Source organism: Bacillus sp. FSL K6-6540 (assembly GCF_038007545.1).
Genome location: NZ_JBBOXH010000001.1, coordinates 4,473,340 through 4,488,926, shown reverse-complemented (window position 1 = coordinate 4,488,926; position 15,587 = coordinate 4,473,340). Strand labels below are relative to the sequence as shown.

The 15,587-nt window shown below is 51.2% G+C and carries 17 protein-coding genes; 10 read left to right on the top strand and 7 right to left on the bottom strand.

Annotated features, from left to right (window positions below):
• Positions 1 to 57: 57 nt before the first annotated feature.
• From MHH82_RS19720 to MHH82_RS19695, 6 genes are all read left to right on the top strand, one after another.
• Positions 58 to 1,677: a response regulator gene (locus MHH82_RS19720; protein WP_340967559.1), complete on the top strand. Its 1,620-nt coding sequence runs from the start codon at positions 58 to 60 to the stop codon at positions 1,675 to 1,677.
• Positions 1,674 to 3,470, top strand: coding sequence for a cache domain-containing sensor histidine kinase (locus MHH82_RS19715; protein ID WP_340967557.1), 1,797 nt, complete (start codon positions 1,674 to 1,676; stop codon positions 3,468 to 3,470). The genes MHH82_RS19720 and MHH82_RS19715 overlap by 4 nt, the downstream gene beginning before the upstream one ends.
• Positions 3,467 to 4,447, top strand: coding sequence for a substrate-binding domain-containing protein (locus MHH82_RS19710; RefSeq protein WP_145037812.1), 981 nt, complete (start codon positions 3,467 to 3,469; stop codon positions 4,445 to 4,447). The genes MHH82_RS19715 and MHH82_RS19710 overlap by 4 nt, the downstream gene beginning before the upstream one ends.
• 131 nt (positions 4,448 to 4,578) lie before the next feature.
• Positions 4,579 to 6,078 carry a sugar ABC transporter ATP-binding protein gene (locus MHH82_RS19705; RefSeq protein ID WP_015736086.1) on the top strand — a complete coding sequence of 500 codons (1,500 nt, stop codon included), beginning with the start codon at positions 4,579 to 4,581 and terminating at the stop codon, positions 6,076 to 6,078.
• A 43-nt stretch (positions 6,079 to 6,121) separates the two neighbouring features.
• Positions 6,122 to 7,090, top strand: a complete 969-nt coding sequence (locus tag MHH82_RS19700) for an ABC transporter permease (RefSeq protein ID WP_015736085.1) — start codon at positions 6,122 to 6,124, stop codon at positions 7,088 to 7,090.
• A gap of 122 nt (positions 7,091 to 7,212) precedes the next feature.
• Complete coding sequence (locus tag MHH82_RS19695; RefSeq protein WP_145037816.1) at positions 7,213 to 8,232, top strand: ABC transporter substrate-binding protein; 1,020 nt, start codon at positions 7,213 to 7,215, stop codon at positions 8,230 to 8,232.
• Positions 8,233 to 8,452: 220 nt separating this feature from the next.
• Here the strand turns inward: MHH82_RS19695 and MHH82_RS19690 are convergent, their stop codons facing one another.
• Positions 8,453 to 8,998 carry an AAA family ATPase gene (locus MHH82_RS19690; protein WP_340970057.1) on the bottom strand — a complete coding sequence of 182 codons (546 nt, stop codon included), beginning with the start codon at positions 8,996 to 8,998 and terminating at the stop codon, positions 8,453 to 8,455.
• Between the two features lie 389 nt (positions 8,999 to 9,387).
• Here MHH82_RS19690 and hxlA point away from each other — a divergent pair, with 389 nt between their 5' ends.
• The 3 genes from hxlA to MHH82_RS19675 all read left to right on the top strand — a co-directional run bounded on the left by hxlA (position 9,388) and on the right by MHH82_RS19675 (position 11,096).
• A complete protein-coding gene (gene hxlA, locus MHH82_RS19685) occupies positions 9,388 to 10,020 on the top strand; it encodes a 3-hexulose-6-phosphate synthase (RefSeq protein WP_015736082.1) in 633 nt (210 codons plus the stop codon).
• Positions 10,021 to 10,026: 6 nt separating this feature from the next.
• Positions 10,027 to 10,590, top strand: a complete 564-nt coding sequence (gene hxlB / locus MHH82_RS19680; RefSeq protein WP_036661286.1) for a 6-phospho-3-hexuloisomerase — start codon at positions 10,027 to 10,029, stop codon at positions 10,588 to 10,590.
• Between the two features lie 86 nt (positions 10,591 to 10,676).
• Positions 10,677 to 11,096 carry a winged helix-turn-helix transcriptional regulator gene (locus MHH82_RS19675; RefSeq protein WP_015736080.1) on the top strand — a complete coding sequence of 140 codons (420 nt, stop codon included), beginning with the start codon at positions 10,677 to 10,679 and terminating at the stop codon, positions 11,094 to 11,096.
• 141 nt (positions 11,097 to 11,237) lie between these two features.
• On the opposite strand, the gene MHH82_RS19670 is transcribed toward MHH82_RS19675, so the two are convergent.
• From MHH82_RS19670 to MHH82_RS19660, 3 genes are read right to left on the bottom strand one after another with little or no spacing between them, the layout of a single operon-like run.
• Positions 11,238 to 11,744 (bottom strand): SRPBCC family protein, encoded by a 507-nt coding sequence (locus tag MHH82_RS19670; protein WP_340967553.1) that lies wholly within the window; start codon positions 11,742 to 11,744, stop codon positions 11,238 to 11,240.
• 32 nt (positions 11,745 to 11,776) lie between these two features.
• Positions 11,777 to 12,094, bottom strand: coding sequence for an ArsR/SmtB family transcription factor (locus MHH82_RS19665; protein ID WP_096774332.1), 318 nt, complete (start codon positions 12,092 to 12,094; stop codon positions 11,777 to 11,779).
• A gap of 24 nt (positions 12,095 to 12,118) precedes the next feature.
• Positions 12,119 to 12,457 (bottom strand): DUF1801 domain-containing protein, encoded by a 339-nt coding sequence (locus MHH82_RS19660; RefSeq protein ID WP_340967550.1) that lies wholly within the window; start codon positions 12,455 to 12,457, stop codon positions 12,119 to 12,121.
• Positions 12,458 to 12,678: 221 nt separating this feature from the next.
• Between MHH82_RS19660 and MHH82_RS19655 the strand changes: the two genes are divergently transcribed.
• Entirely contained in the window at positions 12,679 to 13,887 is a 1,209-nt protein-coding gene (locus MHH82_RS19655) for a GTP-binding protein (protein WP_340967549.1), read from the top strand.
• Between the two features lie 103 nt (positions 13,888 to 13,990).
• Here the strand turns inward: MHH82_RS19655 and MHH82_RS19650 are convergent, their stop codons facing one another.
• Genes MHH82_RS19650 through MHH82_RS19640 form a run of 3 tightly spaced genes read right to left on the bottom strand, consistent with a single transcriptional unit; the run spans position 13,991 to position 15,421 of the window.
• Positions 13,991 to 14,287: a putative quinol monooxygenase gene (locus tag MHH82_RS19650; RefSeq protein ID WP_015736075.1), complete on the bottom strand. Its 297-nt coding sequence runs from the start codon at positions 14,285 to 14,287 to the stop codon at positions 13,991 to 13,993.
• A gap of 9 nt (positions 14,288 to 14,296) precedes the next feature.
• A complete protein-coding gene (locus MHH82_RS19645) occupies positions 14,297 to 14,935 on the bottom strand; it encodes a nitroreductase family protein (protein WP_015736074.1) in 639 nt (212 codons plus the stop codon).
• Positions 14,936 to 14,962: 27 nt separating this feature from the next.
• Positions 14,963 to 15,421 (bottom strand): MarR family winged helix-turn-helix transcriptional regulator, encoded by a 459-nt coding sequence (locus MHH82_RS19640; protein WP_015736073.1) that lies wholly within the window; start codon positions 15,419 to 15,421, stop codon positions 14,963 to 14,965.
• Positions 15,422 to 15,587: the final 166 nt, after the last annotated feature.

Here is a 15,587-nt window from a genome sequence, read left to right as displayed (position 1 = left end):
CTCGTAACACGATAAACCAAAGCGAATGGATTTGCTTTTGAACGGGGGAGGCTTTGATTGTATACGATTCTTATTGTGGACGACGAACCGATCGTAAGGGAAGGGATCCGAAACCGGATTCCGTGGTCGGAGCATGGCTATGAATGCATCGGGGATTGCGAGAACGGCAGAGATGCGTTGGAGGCCGTAAACCGCTATCAGCCCGATGTCGTGTTAACGGACATCAACATGCCGTACATGGATGGCTTGGAATTGTCCCGTCATATTACGGAACGTTTTCCTAAGACGAAGATCATCATCCTGACCGGGTTCGACGATTTCGAATACGCCCAGCAGGCGGTGAAGCTGCAGGTGACGGATTTTATTTTGAAACCGGTTACGGCGGCGGAATTAAGGGACATGCTCGACAAGCTCAAGCTGGAAATGGATGAGGAGCGCGGTCATACCGAGCACTTGAAGAGACTCAAGAAGCAGTTGAACGAGAGCTTGGTTCTGCTTAGGGAACGTTTTCTGGAACGATTGGCGTCATCGCCGATGAAGCGGTCCGAAATGGAGAGCCGGCTGGATTATTTCGATATTCCGCTGCGCGGGCCGCTGTATATCGCCATGGCAGCGGATATGGATGAGCTACGCTCGGATGAACAGCACGCCGATAATGAACTGCATGCTTTTGCCTTATACAACATCATGCAGGAGATCCTGGCGGGTGAGCCTGGTGCGGCCGTGTTTCGGTACAAAGAGAATAAGGTCATGACCATTCTGTCGGGCTCCGACGAGAAAGATCTGCACGCCCGGGCCCAGGAACTGGCGGAGGACATTCGCGGCTCCACCAAGCAGTTCATGAAATTCACGGTCACGGTTGGCATCGGAACGATCTGTCGCGAGCTGCAGGACATACGATATTCCTGCAAGGCCTCGGAGGCCGCCCTGGAGTACCGGCTTCTGATCGGCCGCGATCAGGTGGTCCATATCACCGATCTTGAAAAACGCGGGAGCGGTCCTCTCCTGGATGGGATCGAAACGGAGACGGCGCTGGTTTCGGCAATCCGGGCGGGCACAGGCTCAGAGGTGAAGGCGTGCATCCGGCGGCTGATCAACGAAATTGGAAGCGCTTCAATTTCAATCGAGCTCTGTTACGTGCGGGTCCTTCGGGTCATGCTTGCCGTGCTTCAAACCTTGATGGAAATCGGCAGCAATGGGAACGAGCTGATCGGCAAGGAGAAGAGGCTGCTGTCCGATCTGTATTCTTTTCGGTCCTTGGATGAGATCGAGCGCTGGTTAAACGAGGTATGCGAGCAGGCGTTAAGGGACGTAGCCAAGACCAGAAAGGATATTACACGCTCCCAGATGCTGGAGGCGGTCGATTTCATCCAGCGGCATTATGAGGATGAGGAGTTATCGATTAAGACCGTGTGCAGCCGGATCTTCATGAGCACGAGTTATTTCAGCGCCTTGTTCAAGTCGCATACCGGGAAGACCTTCGTCGAATACGTTACGGAAGTCCGCATGGAGAAAGCGAAGGAACTTCTGAAGCATTCCTTGTTAAAAACCTATGAAATTGCGGCGAAAACCGGCTATCAGGATCCTCAATATTTTAGCGTGCTGTTTAAGAAACATACCGGAGATACCCCGACGGAGTACCGGAACAAAATGGCAACTGGCGAGGTACAGCCATGAAGGCTCCGCAGCGAATCAAAAGCATTCAGTCCCGCATTGCCAGTTCCTTCGTGATGCTCGTGCTGTTCACGGCCCTGCTGCTTATCTTCATCTCCTATCGGCTGTCCGAATCGGCTGTTCGCGAAACGGCGGAAAGTTATACCTCCGAGCTGATCAATCAAGTCAATGCGAATATCCAAACCTACATTACAGGCATGAAGGACATTTCGCTGGCCGCGATGAACAATCCGAACGTAAGAGAATACCTGGCCTCGGCCGACGAGCTGGAGCCTGCGCAGCTGGCGGTATTGAAGGCGAAGATATCGGATTATTTTCACTCGATTCGCATTTCGCGCAAAGACATTGCTTCGATCAACATCTTCGGAGCGGGCGGAACCTTCATATCCGATCGGTCCAACGCGGAGTTAAATCCTTATATTGAAATATCCGATCAGCCCTGGTATCGGCAGGCGAAGGAAAACCAAGGACAAACGGTGATCTCTTCCTCGCATGTACAGCCCATCATTAAGGGAGAGTACCGCTGGGTTGTATCGCTGAGCCGCGAGCTCAGCGGCATGGATTCGACCCAAGGGCTTGGCATCCTGCTAATCGATCTTAACTTCAAAGTAATTAACGATATGCTCAGCAAGCTCGATCTGGGGAACCGGGGGTATGTGTTCGTTATCGACCGCGAAGGCCGGATTGTTTATCACCCCCAGCAGCAGCTGCTTTACAGCAATCTGAAAACGGAGAGATTGGACCAGGTGCTGCAGGACAAACATGGAAGTTTTGTCGTGAAGGAGGACGGTGCGAGCCGGATTTACAGCATTAAGAACACGGATTTCGGCTGGAAAATCGTGGGCGTTTTTTACGAGAATGAGCTGGTGGACAATAAGAAGCAGATGCAGCTGTCTTTTGCTATAGCGGGATTGTTATGCCTCGTCGTCGGCGTGCTGTTCTCCGTCGTCCTCTCGCGCAATCTGACGCGTCCCATCAAGAAGCTGCAAGAGAAGATGATGGAGGTGGAGAAGGGAAATTTCGACATTCGGGTCCCGGTGGGGCATTCCAGGGAAATCTCCGGACTGGCCCGCAGCTTCAACGTGATGGTGCTGAAGATTAAGGAATTGATGTATCAAATCGTGGTAGAGCAGGAGATTAAGAGAAAAAGCGAGCTGAATGCCCTGCAAGCCCAAATCAACCCCCATTTTCTCTACAATACGCTGGATTCCATCATATGGATGGCCGAGAGCAAAAAGCATGACGAGGTGATTTTGATGACATCGGCTTTAGCCAGGCTGTTTCGGGCTTCGCTCAGCAAGGGGAAGGAATTGATACCGATTGCGACCGAGGTGGAGCATATAACGAATTATTTGAAAATACAACAGATGCGTTATCAGGACAAAATCACGTTTGCCCTGGATATCGATCGCGGGCTTTACCCGTATCTGACGCTGAAGGTGCTTCTGCAGCCGCTGGTGGAGAATGCCATTTATCATGGCATCAAAAACAAGGAAGGGCCGGGGACGATCACGATTACGGGGGTGCGTCGAGATACCCGCATCGAATTTCAAGTTAAGGACGACGGCATCGGGATGGATCAGTCCAAGGTGGAGACGCTGCTCACGTCCAAAGAAGGCACACGATCGAGAAACAGCGTTGGCATTGCGAATGTTCATCAGCGGATACAGTTATATTTTGGAACGGAATATGGTCTTAGCTATGCGAGCGTGCCCGGATCGGGTACAAGCGTAACGCTGGTCATTCCGGCCGTTCATGCAGATGAGTGGCAGCGTGTGGAGGGGGATGTGCCTTGAAGTCGTACCTGCGAATGCGTTATATGGTACTGCTGCTGATTCCGTTGCTTCTTCTGGGTTATGCCGTTAATCAGTGGTCCAAGGAAGAACCCGGAGCCAAGAAGATCATCGTCGGCGTAAAGGCGCTGGACGAGAATGAATTCTGGCGGGTACTGATTGAAGGGGTGAACACGGCTTCCCGGGAATTCGGCGTTGACGTCTCGGTGGTAGGACCGTCTCAGGAAATCGAGGTTGACTTGCAGATTCAATTGTTGGAGGAAGCCGTCAAGCAGAAGCCGGATGCGATCGTTTTGGCCGCCGGTGATTATAATCGCCTGGTTCCCGTAGCAGAGTCGATTCGTAAGGCCGGCATCCCGCTCATTATGATTGATTCCGCCGTGAATGGTGATTACGCGCTGAGCTTGATCGCGACCGACAATGTGAATGCGGGACAGAAGGCCGGCAAGGAGCTTTCGTCACGCCTGCCGGAACATGCCAAGGTTGCTATCATCAGTTTCGTGCAGGGCACCTCGACGCAGATCGAGAGGGAGCAAGGGGTTCGAAGCATTCTGGAGCAGCGCGGCGGCACGGAAATCGTAGGCACCTACTACAGCGAAGGCAAGGAGGAGAGGGCGTACGAAATCACGAAAAAGCTCCTGCTTGAGAGGCCTGACCTGAATGGAATCGTCGGACTGAATGAGCCTTCTACGGTGGGGGCCGGCAGAGCGATTCGGGAACTGGGGCTGGTGGGCAAAGTCAAGCTGGTCGGATTCGACAGCTCGGTGAAGGAAGTCAAGCTGCTCGAAGAGGGAGTCTTGCAATCCACGATCGTTCAGAAGCCCTTCAACATCGGTTATTTGGGCATCAAAACTGCCGTATCCGTTATCGAGGGCGACAGGATGCCCCGGCATATATACACCGATTCCGTTATCATCAATAAGGACAATATGTATACCGAGGAGAACCAGAAGCTGCTCTTTCCCTTTGTGGAGGAGTAGCTTCTTCTCTTTTGGGTTTCTGCGGCGGATCATAGATTATTCAACATCGATCAGAGAATATTCCATTCCTTCGCGGGGTAGCGGTTTGTACAATGATTCATAAAAGGTGCCAGCTAGAGAGGTGAGGGACGTTGAGCGAATGGCTGATACAGATGGAAGGAATCATGAAGGAATTTCCGGGTGTTCTTGCATTAAATAACTGCCGGTTCGACCTGCGGGCCGGTGAAGTCCATGCCCTTATGGGTGAAAACGGTGCGGGCAAGTCAACCCTGATGAAAATCCTGACCGGCGTTTATCAGAAGGATGCAGGAACGATCGAATTCAAAGGGCAGCCCGTTGAGTTATCGAACCCGAAAGCGGCTCAGGACGCGGGAATCAGCATGATTCATCAGGAGCTGAATCTGGCCCCTGACCTGACAGTCGCCCAGAATATCTTCATCGGGCGGGAGCCGCGGCGAAAGCTCCGATTGTTTCTGGACGACCGGGCGCTGCACCGGCAGGTGAAGGAACTGTTCGAACGGATGGGCCTCGACATGGACCCCTCCATCAAGGTTTCGGAATTAACGGTTGCCAAGCAGCAGATGGTGGAGATCGCCAAGGCATTATCCTACAACGCCGATGTGCTGGTCATGGATGAGCCGACAGCGGCTTTGAGCGAAACGGAGATTGAGGATTTGTTCCGCATCATACGGCAGCTTCGCGAGAGCGGAGTTGGAATCGTTTACATTTCCCACCGAATGGATGAGATCAAACGAATCACGGATCGCATTACAGTGATGCGCGACGGGCAGTACATCGATACGGTATCCACGGCTGAAGTCACGACCCAGGACATCATCTCGAAGATGGTCGGTCGGCAGATTTACGAGACCTCGAAGCCGGAGAGGACGGCTGGTGAGCGCGAGACGGTATTGGAGGTTATAGGACTGAATCAAGGCAGAAACTTGAAGGACATTAACCTGACTCTGAAAAAGGGAGAAATTCTTGGTATTGCCGGCCTCGTCGGCGCGGGACGGACCGAGCTTGCCCGGGCCATCTTCGGCGCCGACCGCATCCAATCCGGCGAGATCCGCGTGCACGGCCGGAAGGTAACGATCAAGGGCCCGCACGATGCGGTGCGGCAAGGGATCGGCTATCTATCCGAGGATCGCAAGCGCTATGGATGCGTCGTCGATCTCGACGTGAAGAGCAATGTGGCTATCGCCTCATACGGCAGCTTCCTCCGTCCCGGGGGCTGGATGAATACGGCGAGGATTCGCGAGCAGGCGGAGGATATGGTGTCGCGATTGAAGGTCAAAACGCCGCATGTCGATCAGGAGGTCAAGTTCCTCTCCGGGGGCAATCAGCAGAAGGTCGTCATTGGCAAATGGCTGACGAGGGATTGCGACATCCTGATCTTCGACGAGCCGACGCGAGGAATCGACGTTGGGGCCAAGAGCGAAATCTACCGATTGCTGAACGATCTTGCAGCACAGGGCAAGTCGATCATCATGATCTCGTCGGAGCTGCCGGAAATTCTTCGGATGAGCCACCGGATTCTCGTCATGTGCGAAGGCCGGATTACGGGCGAGCTGGATCATGAAGAGGCGACCCAAGAAAGCATAATGCATCTGGCTACAGCGAGGATGTAAGACGCCGTCGCCGTCATCTATTCACGTCAGGAGGAACAAGCAGATGAACATTCAAATCAAATCGGGCGCGCTCCAGCAAGTGCTGGCTCTTGCCAGCTTGGTCGTTCTCGTCCTATTCTTTACGTTCTCGTCCAGCAATTTCTTTCAGTTCTCCAACATCGTGGGCATTCTTCTTTCCACAGCGGTAATCGGCGTGCTGGCTTTGGGATCCACCTTTGTCATTATTACCGGCGGCATCGACCTGTCCGTCGGGACGGTCATGACGCTGAGCGGCGTTATGACCGGGGTCTGCATCACATTCTGGGGATTGCCTGTCCCCGTCGGCATTCTTGGCGGCATCTTGACCGGCGCCCTGTGCGGGCTTCTGTCCGGGACGGCGGTGGCGAAAATGAAGATTCCGCCTTTTATCGCAACGCTGGCGATGATGATGATTGCCAAAGGTCTCGCGCTCATCATCTCCGGGGCCAAACCGGTCTATTTCAACGATGCCGAAAGCTTTGCCGAGGTGTCCCAGGGCAGCGTGCTGGGCTGGCTGGTGCCGGGCCTCGATATTCCCAATGCGGTCGTCATTTTCTTCATTGCGGCGATCCTGGGCTATCTCATCTTATCGAAGACCATCATCGGCCGTTATAACTTTGCGCTGGGCAGCAACGAAGAGGCGACCCGATTGTCCGGCGTCAACGTGGGCTTCTGGAAAATCGTGATCTACACCTTAACCGGCGCATTTACCGGTTTGGCGGGGGTCATGATGGCATCGAGGCTAAACTCGGCAAATCCGGCGCTGGGTGCCGGGTACGAGCTGGAAGCCATCGCGGCGGTCGTGATCGGGGGAACTTCGCTCAGCGGAGGCAAGGGTACCATTATCGGAACGGTGATCGGGGCGTTGATCATGAGCGTGCTGACGAACGGATTGCGCATTCTGTCCGTGCCGCAGGAATGGCAAACCGTTGTTGTAGGGTTCGTTATTATACTCGCGGTGTATGCGGATATTTTGCGCAGACGCAAAGCGTAAGCCCTTATAAGTGCCTGCTGCCGGAGCTAGGTTAGCCGTAGGTTGGCTTGATCTCGATAGAAGCTTCCATAACGGAAGATCTATAGCTGTACCAAAATGTCCAAACAAGGGGAGATTGCATTATGAAAAAGCTTTCCGTATTAACGCTGATTCTTTTGCTGACTGCAAGCATGCTGGCGGCTTGCGGTTCATCGGGCAATAACGCTGCCGGAGGTACCGACAGTCCAGGCGAGGGCGGATCCGGATCAGGAGCCGGTTCTCAAGCCGAAGGAGAGATCTACATCCCGATCATTTCCAAGGGCTTTCAGCACCAGTTCTGGCAGGCGGTGAAAGCCGGTGCCGAGCAAGCAGGGGAAGAGCTTGGCGTGCGGATTACCTTTGAAGGTCCGGAAACGGAATCCCAGGTGGATAAGCAGATCGAAATGCTGCAGGCTGCACTCGATAAGAAACCAAGCGCGATCGGCTTTGCCGCATTGGATAGCCAGGCCTCCATACCTTATCTGAAAAAAGCCCAGGAAAACAACATCCCGGTCATCGCCTTCGATTCGGGCGTGGAAAGCGACATTCCGGTAACGACGGCTTCAACGGACAATATGGCTGCATCGGCGCTCGCGGCGGACAAAATGGCGGAGCTCATCGGGAATGAAGGCAAAATCGCCATGGTGGTCCATGACCAGACCAGCGTAACCGGGGTCAGCCGCCGCGACGGCTTCAAGAAGCAGATCGAAGAGAAGTATCCGAATATCGAGATCGTGGACATTCAATATGGCGGCGGGGATCACCTGAAGTCGACAGACCTGGCCAAAGCGATGATGCAGGCGCATCCGGATTTAAAAGGGATATTCGGCGCCAATGAAGGCTCCGCCGTCGGCGTCATCAATGCGGTGACGGAGATGAAGAAGGAAGGCCAAATCATCGTGGTCGGATTCGATTCCGGAAAAGCGCAGATCGACGCGATCAAGAACGGAACGATGGCGGGAGCCATCACGCAAAATCCGGTCGGCATCGGATATGAGACGGTAAAAGCCGCCGTGGCAGCCATCAAAGGGGAGAAGGTCGAACCGCAGATCGATACGGGATTCTACTGGTACGACAAAAACAATATCGATAGCGACGAAATCAAAGCCGTAATCTATGAATAAATGAAATGAAGGGGAGCCCTGTAGGGGCTCCCCTTAACGCGGCATCCGCTTACGCAGATGCCACCTCCATATTCTGAATCAATTCGTTCAGCCTCCTTTCCGATCATTTGGTCCAGCCGGACATCTATATTAAACTACGGCCGGCGGCAGGACTGAAGTGAATAAACAAGCTTAATTGTTTTTTACCAGGAAGTCCGGTCGTGAAGATGCAGGGTTTAGGTTAATGGATCTTCCCCTCATCCCAAATCCGCTTCCAAATCTCTTGGGCGGTCTCTTGAGGTGTTAAATCGGAAGTATCCAGCCAGAGGCCAATTCTGGGCGTTTCGTCGGTTAACCGCCGGTTCAGCTCATGAATGCTCCAGACTCCGTAGCCTTTTTTGCTTCGATCCTGCTCCCGGGCACGGATGGAATCCTCGGAAGGATTGAGCACAACGACGAACACGGGAACGCCTGTTAACATAACGGTCATTTCTTGCAGCGCCGGGCCGAGAATAACGTCCTGCAGAACGACATGAAAACCGGCCTCGACATAAGCTTTGGCAGCGGATGCGGATAATCTGTAGCGCAAGGCAAGCTGCCGCTTCGCTTCGTCGGAAGCATCCGGAAGCATTTCTTCCCTGCCCCTGACTATCATTTTCCGGAACGAGTCTCCCCGCAAATGGACTCCGCGATCAAACTTCTCGGCCAGCAGCTGGGCTACGGTCGACTTACCTGAAGCCATGACGCCGGTGACAACGATTACGGCAGGTTGACGTGAATAGGACATCATGTTACCTCCGATTCTGTGGATTTCAAATGAAAGGGAGCCCAGCACGGGGCTCCCTTAAACGCGACACCCGCTTACGCGGATGCCACCTCCATATTCTGAATCAATTCGTTCAGCCTCCTTTCCGATCATTTTGTCCGGCCTGACAACTATATTAAATCACAGCCGAAGACTGGACTAAAGTGAACAAACAGGCTTAATTGTTTTTTACCAGCATCGAGACGAAAGTTTCGCAAATAAGCGAAAGCCCGAGAACCCTTGTCCCTCCGTATTACTTACTTCCACGTAAGTATCTCACTTATAAGTACGTACTTCCGTAAAGTAAACTGTCTACTCTACAATGATCGTGTAGTTATTAACCAATACACTCATAAGGAGAGATTGACAATATGGAACTTCAATTGGCATTGGATTTGGTGAATATTCCGGAAGCAAAAGAAGTCGTGGCGGAGGTAGCGGAGTTTATCGATATCGTGGAGATCGGCACGCCGGTTGTCATTAACGAAGGGCTTCATGCCGTCAAAGCGATTAAAGAGGCGTTCCCGCATCTGCGCGTGCTGGCCGACCTTAAAATTATGGATGCCGGCGGCTATGAAGTGATGAAGGCATCCGAAGCCGGTGCGGATATCATTACGGTGCTTGGCGTATCCGACGATTCCACGATCAAAGGCGCGGTAGCGGAAGCCCTCAAGCAAGGCAAGCAAGTGATGGTGGATATGATCAATGTAAAGGACATTGAAGGCAGGGCGCGGGAGATCGATGCCTTCGGCGTGGATTACATCTGCGTTCATTCCGGCTACGACCACCAGGCGGAAGGCAAAAACTCATTCGAGGAATTGGCGGCGATCAAACGTGTCGTGAAACAAGCCAAAACTGCCGTTGCGGGCGGAATCAAAATGGAGACGCTCCCTGAGGTGATTCAGGCAAATCCCGATCTCGTCATCGTCGGCGGCGGAATTACAAGCCAAACCGACAAGAAGGCCACAGCGGCTCAAATGAACGAGCTTGTGAAGCAGGCATAAGTCGCCATGAGTCATAACATCTTTCAATATGCATCCGTCATTGCCAAGGAGTTATCGGAATCCGTTCAGCAGGTGGATGCTGGCCAGATCGAGGAATTGATTGAACGGATCGTGCAATCCGATGCCGTCTTCTTGGCAGGGGGAGGCAGATCCGGCCTGATGATCCGGGCTTTCGGCATGCGGTTAATGCAAATGGGATTTAAGGTTCATATCGTCGGCGATACGGTAACACCGGCTATCGGAGCGAATGACCTGCTTCTTATCGGTTCAGGCTCCGGCGAAACGCAAGGATTGGTATCCATGGCTCGGAAAGCCAAAGGGATCGGGTCCGCGGTTGCAGTCGTAACCGTGAGACCGGAATCGAGTATCGGCATGCTTTCGGATGCGATGGTCCAGCTTCCGGGAACAACGAAGGAGCAGAATCAGGATATCCTCGTCACCGTTCAACCGATGGCTTCATTATTTGAGCAAAGCATGCTGATCGTGCTCGATGCGGTTATCCTGAGATTGATGGAAAAAAGCAAGCTTCGCTCAGACCAAATGTTTAGCCTGCATGCCAATTTGGAATAAGAAAAAACGGTCATGATGATAAGTTTGCCGCTTTGATGATATCCCCGCAACCGTTGTATACTATAGGGAAGAAGGGGTGATGCATTATGGCAAACGAGGTCAAGCAGCGAATTAATCTGAAGGAAATAAACTGCCATAAGGAGTTAACCCTGGCGGTCATCGGCGGCAAATGGAAGCTGATCATCCTCTGGCATCTCGGTTTGGAGGGCGTGAAACGCTTCGGTGAACTGAACCGAATGATTCCCCACATCACGCAAAAAATGCTGACCAATCAGCTTCGTGAATTGGAGGAGGACCAGCTGGTCCACCGCGTGGTTTACCCTGAGGTTCCCCCTCGGGTGGAATATTCGCTTACTCCCTACGGGGAGAGTTTGATGCCGATTTTGAAATTGATGTACGATTGGGGAAAAGATTACGGCGAACAAGTCATCTGGAAAGACGGCGAGTTGCCTGAGAATAAAGACGATGTACAGGCAGCGGAACAAGCGGTCGCCCAAAAACTGTAATTTCTCGAACCTTCATGGAAAAACCCTCCTTAAATTTTAAGGGGGGTTTTCGAGCGTGATGATGCTGCATTCTGAAGAATTAAAAATAGGCGAACCAACAGGTTCGCCTCCGCTCGGTTGAGCCTTCCTTAATCGATGTAATTATTGCTGGCTTTCAAGGTATTCAGCGAGTTGATCAAAAGTACCGCCAAATCCTTGTTTCACCATTGGAGCCATTTCATCGAACGCTGCCAGTTCTTCCGCAGTCGCGTTTACGGGGCCTCCCTGCATGGTAAGCGTAGTTTTTCCGTCGATTTCTTCCAATGTGATGATATTCATAATTTCAAGCGGCCAGTTTGCGTTAAAAGGTGCGCGTATCGTGTTCCCTTCCTCATCTGAGAATGATTGAACGAATACCAGCTTCTCAGGTACGATAACTTCCTGATATACAAATTTACCCCACATGGCTTGACTGCCGTCCGGAGACTTCTGACAGCCTAGAAACATGCCTCCGGGACGTACATCCATTTTGATAACGTCCAAAGAAAACCCTTGAGGACCCCACCATTTGCCGAAGTGTTCAGGGTCGGTCCAAACTTTAAAAACCAGTTCCCGGGGGGCATTGAAAACACGTGACAGAAGTAAGCCTGGTTTGCTTTGCTCGGTCATTTGAATTCCTCCTTAGAAGAAGGCAGCGGCAGCTACCTTTTCTTTTGTATTTTTTCCAAATAATCCTCAAGTTGATCTAAGCGCTTTTCCCAAATACTGCGGAACGAGTCCAACCATTCGTCCATTTCTTGAAGCGGTTCAGGACGTAGTTTATAAATTCGTCGATTAGCCTCCGCTTGGACTTCTACCAGTCCAGCTTCATGCAATATTTTTAAATGTTTGGAAGTCTGAGGTTGCCGGATTTGAAGACGTTCAGCAATCTGATTGACGGTTAAAGGACCTTCTCGTAACAGTTCGACCATCTGTAATCGGTTAGGTTCGGCTAGCGCGTGCAACGTTGTCTGTTTCATGGGACCTTACCCCCGATCTGGTTATTACAACGAACTTGATGCTTGAACTAATAATTCGGATAGCTGTTCATAGTCAGGAGTATCGTCTTTTCGAATTTTGAGCCATTTCCGTTCGGGTGGACCATCGAAAGTTGGAGGGACTTCTAGGTTGGTTGTGTTCATGATCATAAAGGCGATTGCATCTTTGGATGGCGAAATCACGGCTGCATAGTGTCCGTTTTTGAGAAAATGCGGTTTTTTGTACTGAATTCGTTCTTCTACCTCCGGAATGGCTTCATGGACCATGAGTCGAAGCTTTTTGCCGACTTCAACTTGCCAAGGCAAACTCAGGTTTTCAATGAACGAAATGACTTCTTGGCTCATAACTTATCCTCCTTATTTGTAAAGATTAACCAATGACTAATTATAATATACCATCATGAGAATATTCCTGTAAAGGAATATTATGAAATTGATTGCCGGAGATTTTTTTGCTTGAAGAAATGTTTTTTAGCGTGAAGGATTGACAATTGAATGGAGGAGATATATCATCATACCGTATAAATCGTAATTATTACGATTAAGGAATGGAGGAAGTTCATTAGATGAATAACAACAGTAGAATTCCGGTTACTGTCCTTAGCGGCTACCTCGGCTCAGGCAAAACGACGGTTCTGAATCATGTGCTTCATAATCGGGAAGGATTGAAGGTTGCGGTCATCGTGAACGACATGAGCGAAGTGAACATCGATGCGGATTTGGTGAGAGGGGAAGGAAGCCTGTCCCGAACGGATGAGAAGCTGGTCGAAATGTCCAATGGCTGCATCTGCTGCACGCTCCGGGAAGATTTGGTGCAGGAAGTTCAGAAGCTGGCTCAAGAGAAGCGTTTTGATTACATACTGATCGAATCGACGGGAATCAGCGAGCCCGTGCCCGTTGCGCAGACCTTTGTTTACCCGGACGAGGTGTCCGGCGTACAGCTGTCCGATCTCGCCCGGCTGGATTGCATGGTAACGGTGGTGGACGCGAACCGATTCTGGAAAGATTTCTCTTCGGGGCAAAGCCTGCTTGATCGGAAGGAAGCGCTGAGCGAAGAGGATACGCGGGAAGTGGTGGATTTGTTAATCGACCAGGTAGAGACTTGCGATGTGCTGCTGTTGAACAAATGCGATCTGGTAAGCGAGGACGAATTGGCCAAGGTTGAGGGCATACTGCGAAAACTTCAGCCAAGCGCCAAAATCATCCGCACCGTGAAGGGACAAGTGGCACCTGCGGAAATTCTGAATACCGGCTTATTCGATTTTGAAAAAGCCAGTCAGTCCCCCGGCTGGATCCAGGAGCTTCAGAAGGAGGAGCACGTGCCGGAAACGGATGAATACGGCATCAGCTCTTTTGTCTATCGGAGAAGAAGACCGTTTCATCCGGAGCGGCTGGCGGCATTCATGGGTGATTGGCCGGAAGAAGTCGTACGTGCGAAAGGGATCGCTTGGCTGGCCGTGCGCGAGGATGTTGCGGCAAGTGTGAGCCAGGCCGGACCTTCGATTCAATTTGGGCCTGCAGGATACTGGGTCGCGGCTTTAACCGAGCAGGAGCAGCAGGAGCTGTTACGAAGTGAGCCGGATGTGCGAAGGAAATGGGATAACGTCTGGGGAGATCGGATGACCGAGCTCGTGATGATCGGGATTGGGATGGAACAGGAACAAATCGAGCGGGAGCTGGACGAGTGTTTGTTGACCGACCGGGAAATGCAGCTGGACTGGTCAACGTTTCACAATCCGCTGCCATGGATGGTCATCGAAGAGCTATCGCTGTAAGGCTGCTTATCTGTTCGATCCGATATGGAATGGAGTAATAGCATAAAAAAAGCCAACTCGTCTAAACGAGTTGGCTTTTTAATACGGAATATAGTTTGCTTCATTATTTGTTGATCAGTTGGCCTGCATAGGCCTGCACGTTTAGCGGAGCTGTCAGGTATTTTGGAGCTTTAGCCACAAACGCCTGAAAATGGCTGCTCGCATTGTGGAGCCCCACAGCTTCCTGGTCTTTCCACTGTTCAACCATGAGATACGTGTTATCCTGCTCCGTATCTTTGAGCAGCTTATAAGATTCATTTCCTTGTTCCGCACGGGATGCTTCAATAAGTTCTTTTACGGATTCCAGAAATTCAGCCTCTCGTTCGCCGTTTACTTTCATTTCTGCATGAATAATAATCATCGCTATGCCTCACTTCCACTCTGCAATACGGTCAATAGGAAGACGAGTCGTCAAACGCGCTTCTTTGGCAGCTTTACCTACCGAGATGAGCATGACCGGCACATAACGTTCTTTCTCCATACCAAATGCTTCTGCAATTCGGGATTTGTCGTATCCGCCGATGGGGTTCGTGTCATATCCACGGGCACGGGCAGCAAGCATAAGCTGCATGGAAACCAAGCCGCTATCGATAAGGATCATTTCGCGGAAAGCCTGTGCCGGAATACGTCCGAATAGATCGGTATAGTTCGCCATCATCTGATCTTTTATCTCTTGCGGCAGATAACCGCGTTCCACAGCAGTGCTCATAATCTCATCTGCATTGTCGAATGCGTTCATATCTCCAAATACCGCAATGACTGCCGAAGAAGTTGAAACTTGTGTTTTGTTCCCTGGTGCCAGCTCTTCAAGCGTCGCTTTTCCTTCCGGGCTATCAACGACAAGAAATCTCCAAGGCTGAAGATTAACGGATGACGGAGCCAAAGTCGCTTCTTCCAAAATTTCAGTCATCTCTTCACGGCTGATTTTGACCGATGGGTCGTATACCCGCACAGAGCGGCGGGAAGTAATAATTTCTTTATAATCATTGTTTAGGGTCGTTACAGACATGGTATTCTCTCCTTTAGTCTCTATAAGTTAATCGGTTTTGCTTGGGTGTTTCATCCGTTGAATCTGGCTGTTCAGTTTCTGTAAAGCATGAACAAGCGCAAGTCGTTCTGATTCCGTGAGGTCTGCCTGCAGTTCCTCCATAAATCGATCTTTCTCCGCCTTAAACGCTGCGACTTTACTTTTGCCCACTTCAGTTAGCTGAACCAACGTAATCCGGTTGTCATTCTCGCATCTCGTCCGCAGAAGCAATCCTTCCGCTTCCAGCTGTTGAACATGACGGGTCACCGCAGCTGGATCGATAGACACTGCCTTCTGGAGATCCGACTGGCTAATTTCGCCGCCGGTCAGTTTGCAGAGGAGTTCCAGCCGATTGGGACTAACACCGGCACATCGTTCAAACCGAGTCGCAATGTGCTTATTCAGATGCATGAGCAAGTACAGCAGGTCTTGTGTATGGCATGTAGAGATGATAAAGACCTCCTTCAATTCATTGACTCGTCAATGGTTGATGGGTCAATCATATATGTTTATTTTCTGAAAATCAAGTCTTTTGTATAAAAAAGCGAATCGAGTCCATAGTTCCTTCAGATAATCTGAATCCTGGGAGAGCCCGAGAATTCTGAATCGCATTTGATGTATAATAGATAGTAGA

Excerpts from the sequence above, each read along its gene's own strand:
- hxlB (WP_036661286.1), top strand. The coding sequence starts at position 10,027 with ATGAGTCATAACATCTTTCAATATGCATCCGTCATTGCCAAGGAGTTA.
- MHH82_RS19660 (WP_340967550.1), bottom strand. The coding sequence starts at position 12,457 with ATGAGCCAAGAAGTCATTTCGTTCATTGAAAACCTGAGTTTGCCTTGG.
- hxlA (WP_015736082.1), top strand. The coding sequence starts at position 9,388 with ATGGAACTTCAATTGGCATTGGATTTGGTGAATATTCCGGAAGCAAAA.
- MHH82_RS19690 (WP_340970057.1), bottom strand. The coding sequence starts at position 8,998 with ATGTCCTATTCACGTCAACCTGCCGTAATCGTTGTCACCGGCGTCATG.
- MHH82_RS19715 (WP_340967557.1), top strand. The coding sequence starts at position 1,674 with ATGAAGGCTCCGCAGCGAATCAAAAGCATTCAGTCCCGCATTGCCAGT.
- MHH82_RS19665 (WP_096774332.1), bottom strand. The coding sequence starts at position 12,094 with ATGAAACAGACAACGTTGCACGCGCTAGCCGAACCTAACCGATTACAG.
- MHH82_RS19670 (WP_340967553.1), bottom strand. The coding sequence starts at position 11,744 with ATGACCGAGCAAAGCAAACCAGGCTTACTTCTGTCACGTGTTTTCAAT.
- MHH82_RS19675 (WP_015736080.1), top strand. The coding sequence starts at position 10,677 with ATGGCAAACGAGGTCAAGCAGCGAATTAATCTGAAGGAAATAAACTGC.
- MHH82_RS19650 (WP_015736075.1), bottom strand. The coding sequence starts at position 14,287 with ATGATTATTATTCATGCAGAAATGAAAGTAAACGGCGAACGAGAGGCT.
- MHH82_RS19655 (WP_340967549.1), top strand. The coding sequence starts at position 12,679 with ATGAATAACAACAGTAGAATTCCGGTTACTGTCCTTAGCGGCTACCTC.
- MHH82_RS19645 (WP_015736074.1), bottom strand. The coding sequence starts at position 14,935 with ATGTCTGTAACGACCCTAAACAATGATTATAAAGAAATTATTACTTCC.
- MHH82_RS19695 (WP_145037816.1), top strand. The coding sequence starts at position 7,213 with ATGAAAAAGCTTTCCGTATTAACGCTGATTCTTTTGCTGACTGCAAGC.
- MHH82_RS19700 (WP_015736085.1), top strand. The coding sequence starts at position 6,122 with ATGAACATTCAAATCAAATCGGGCGCGCTCCAGCAAGTGCTGGCTCTT.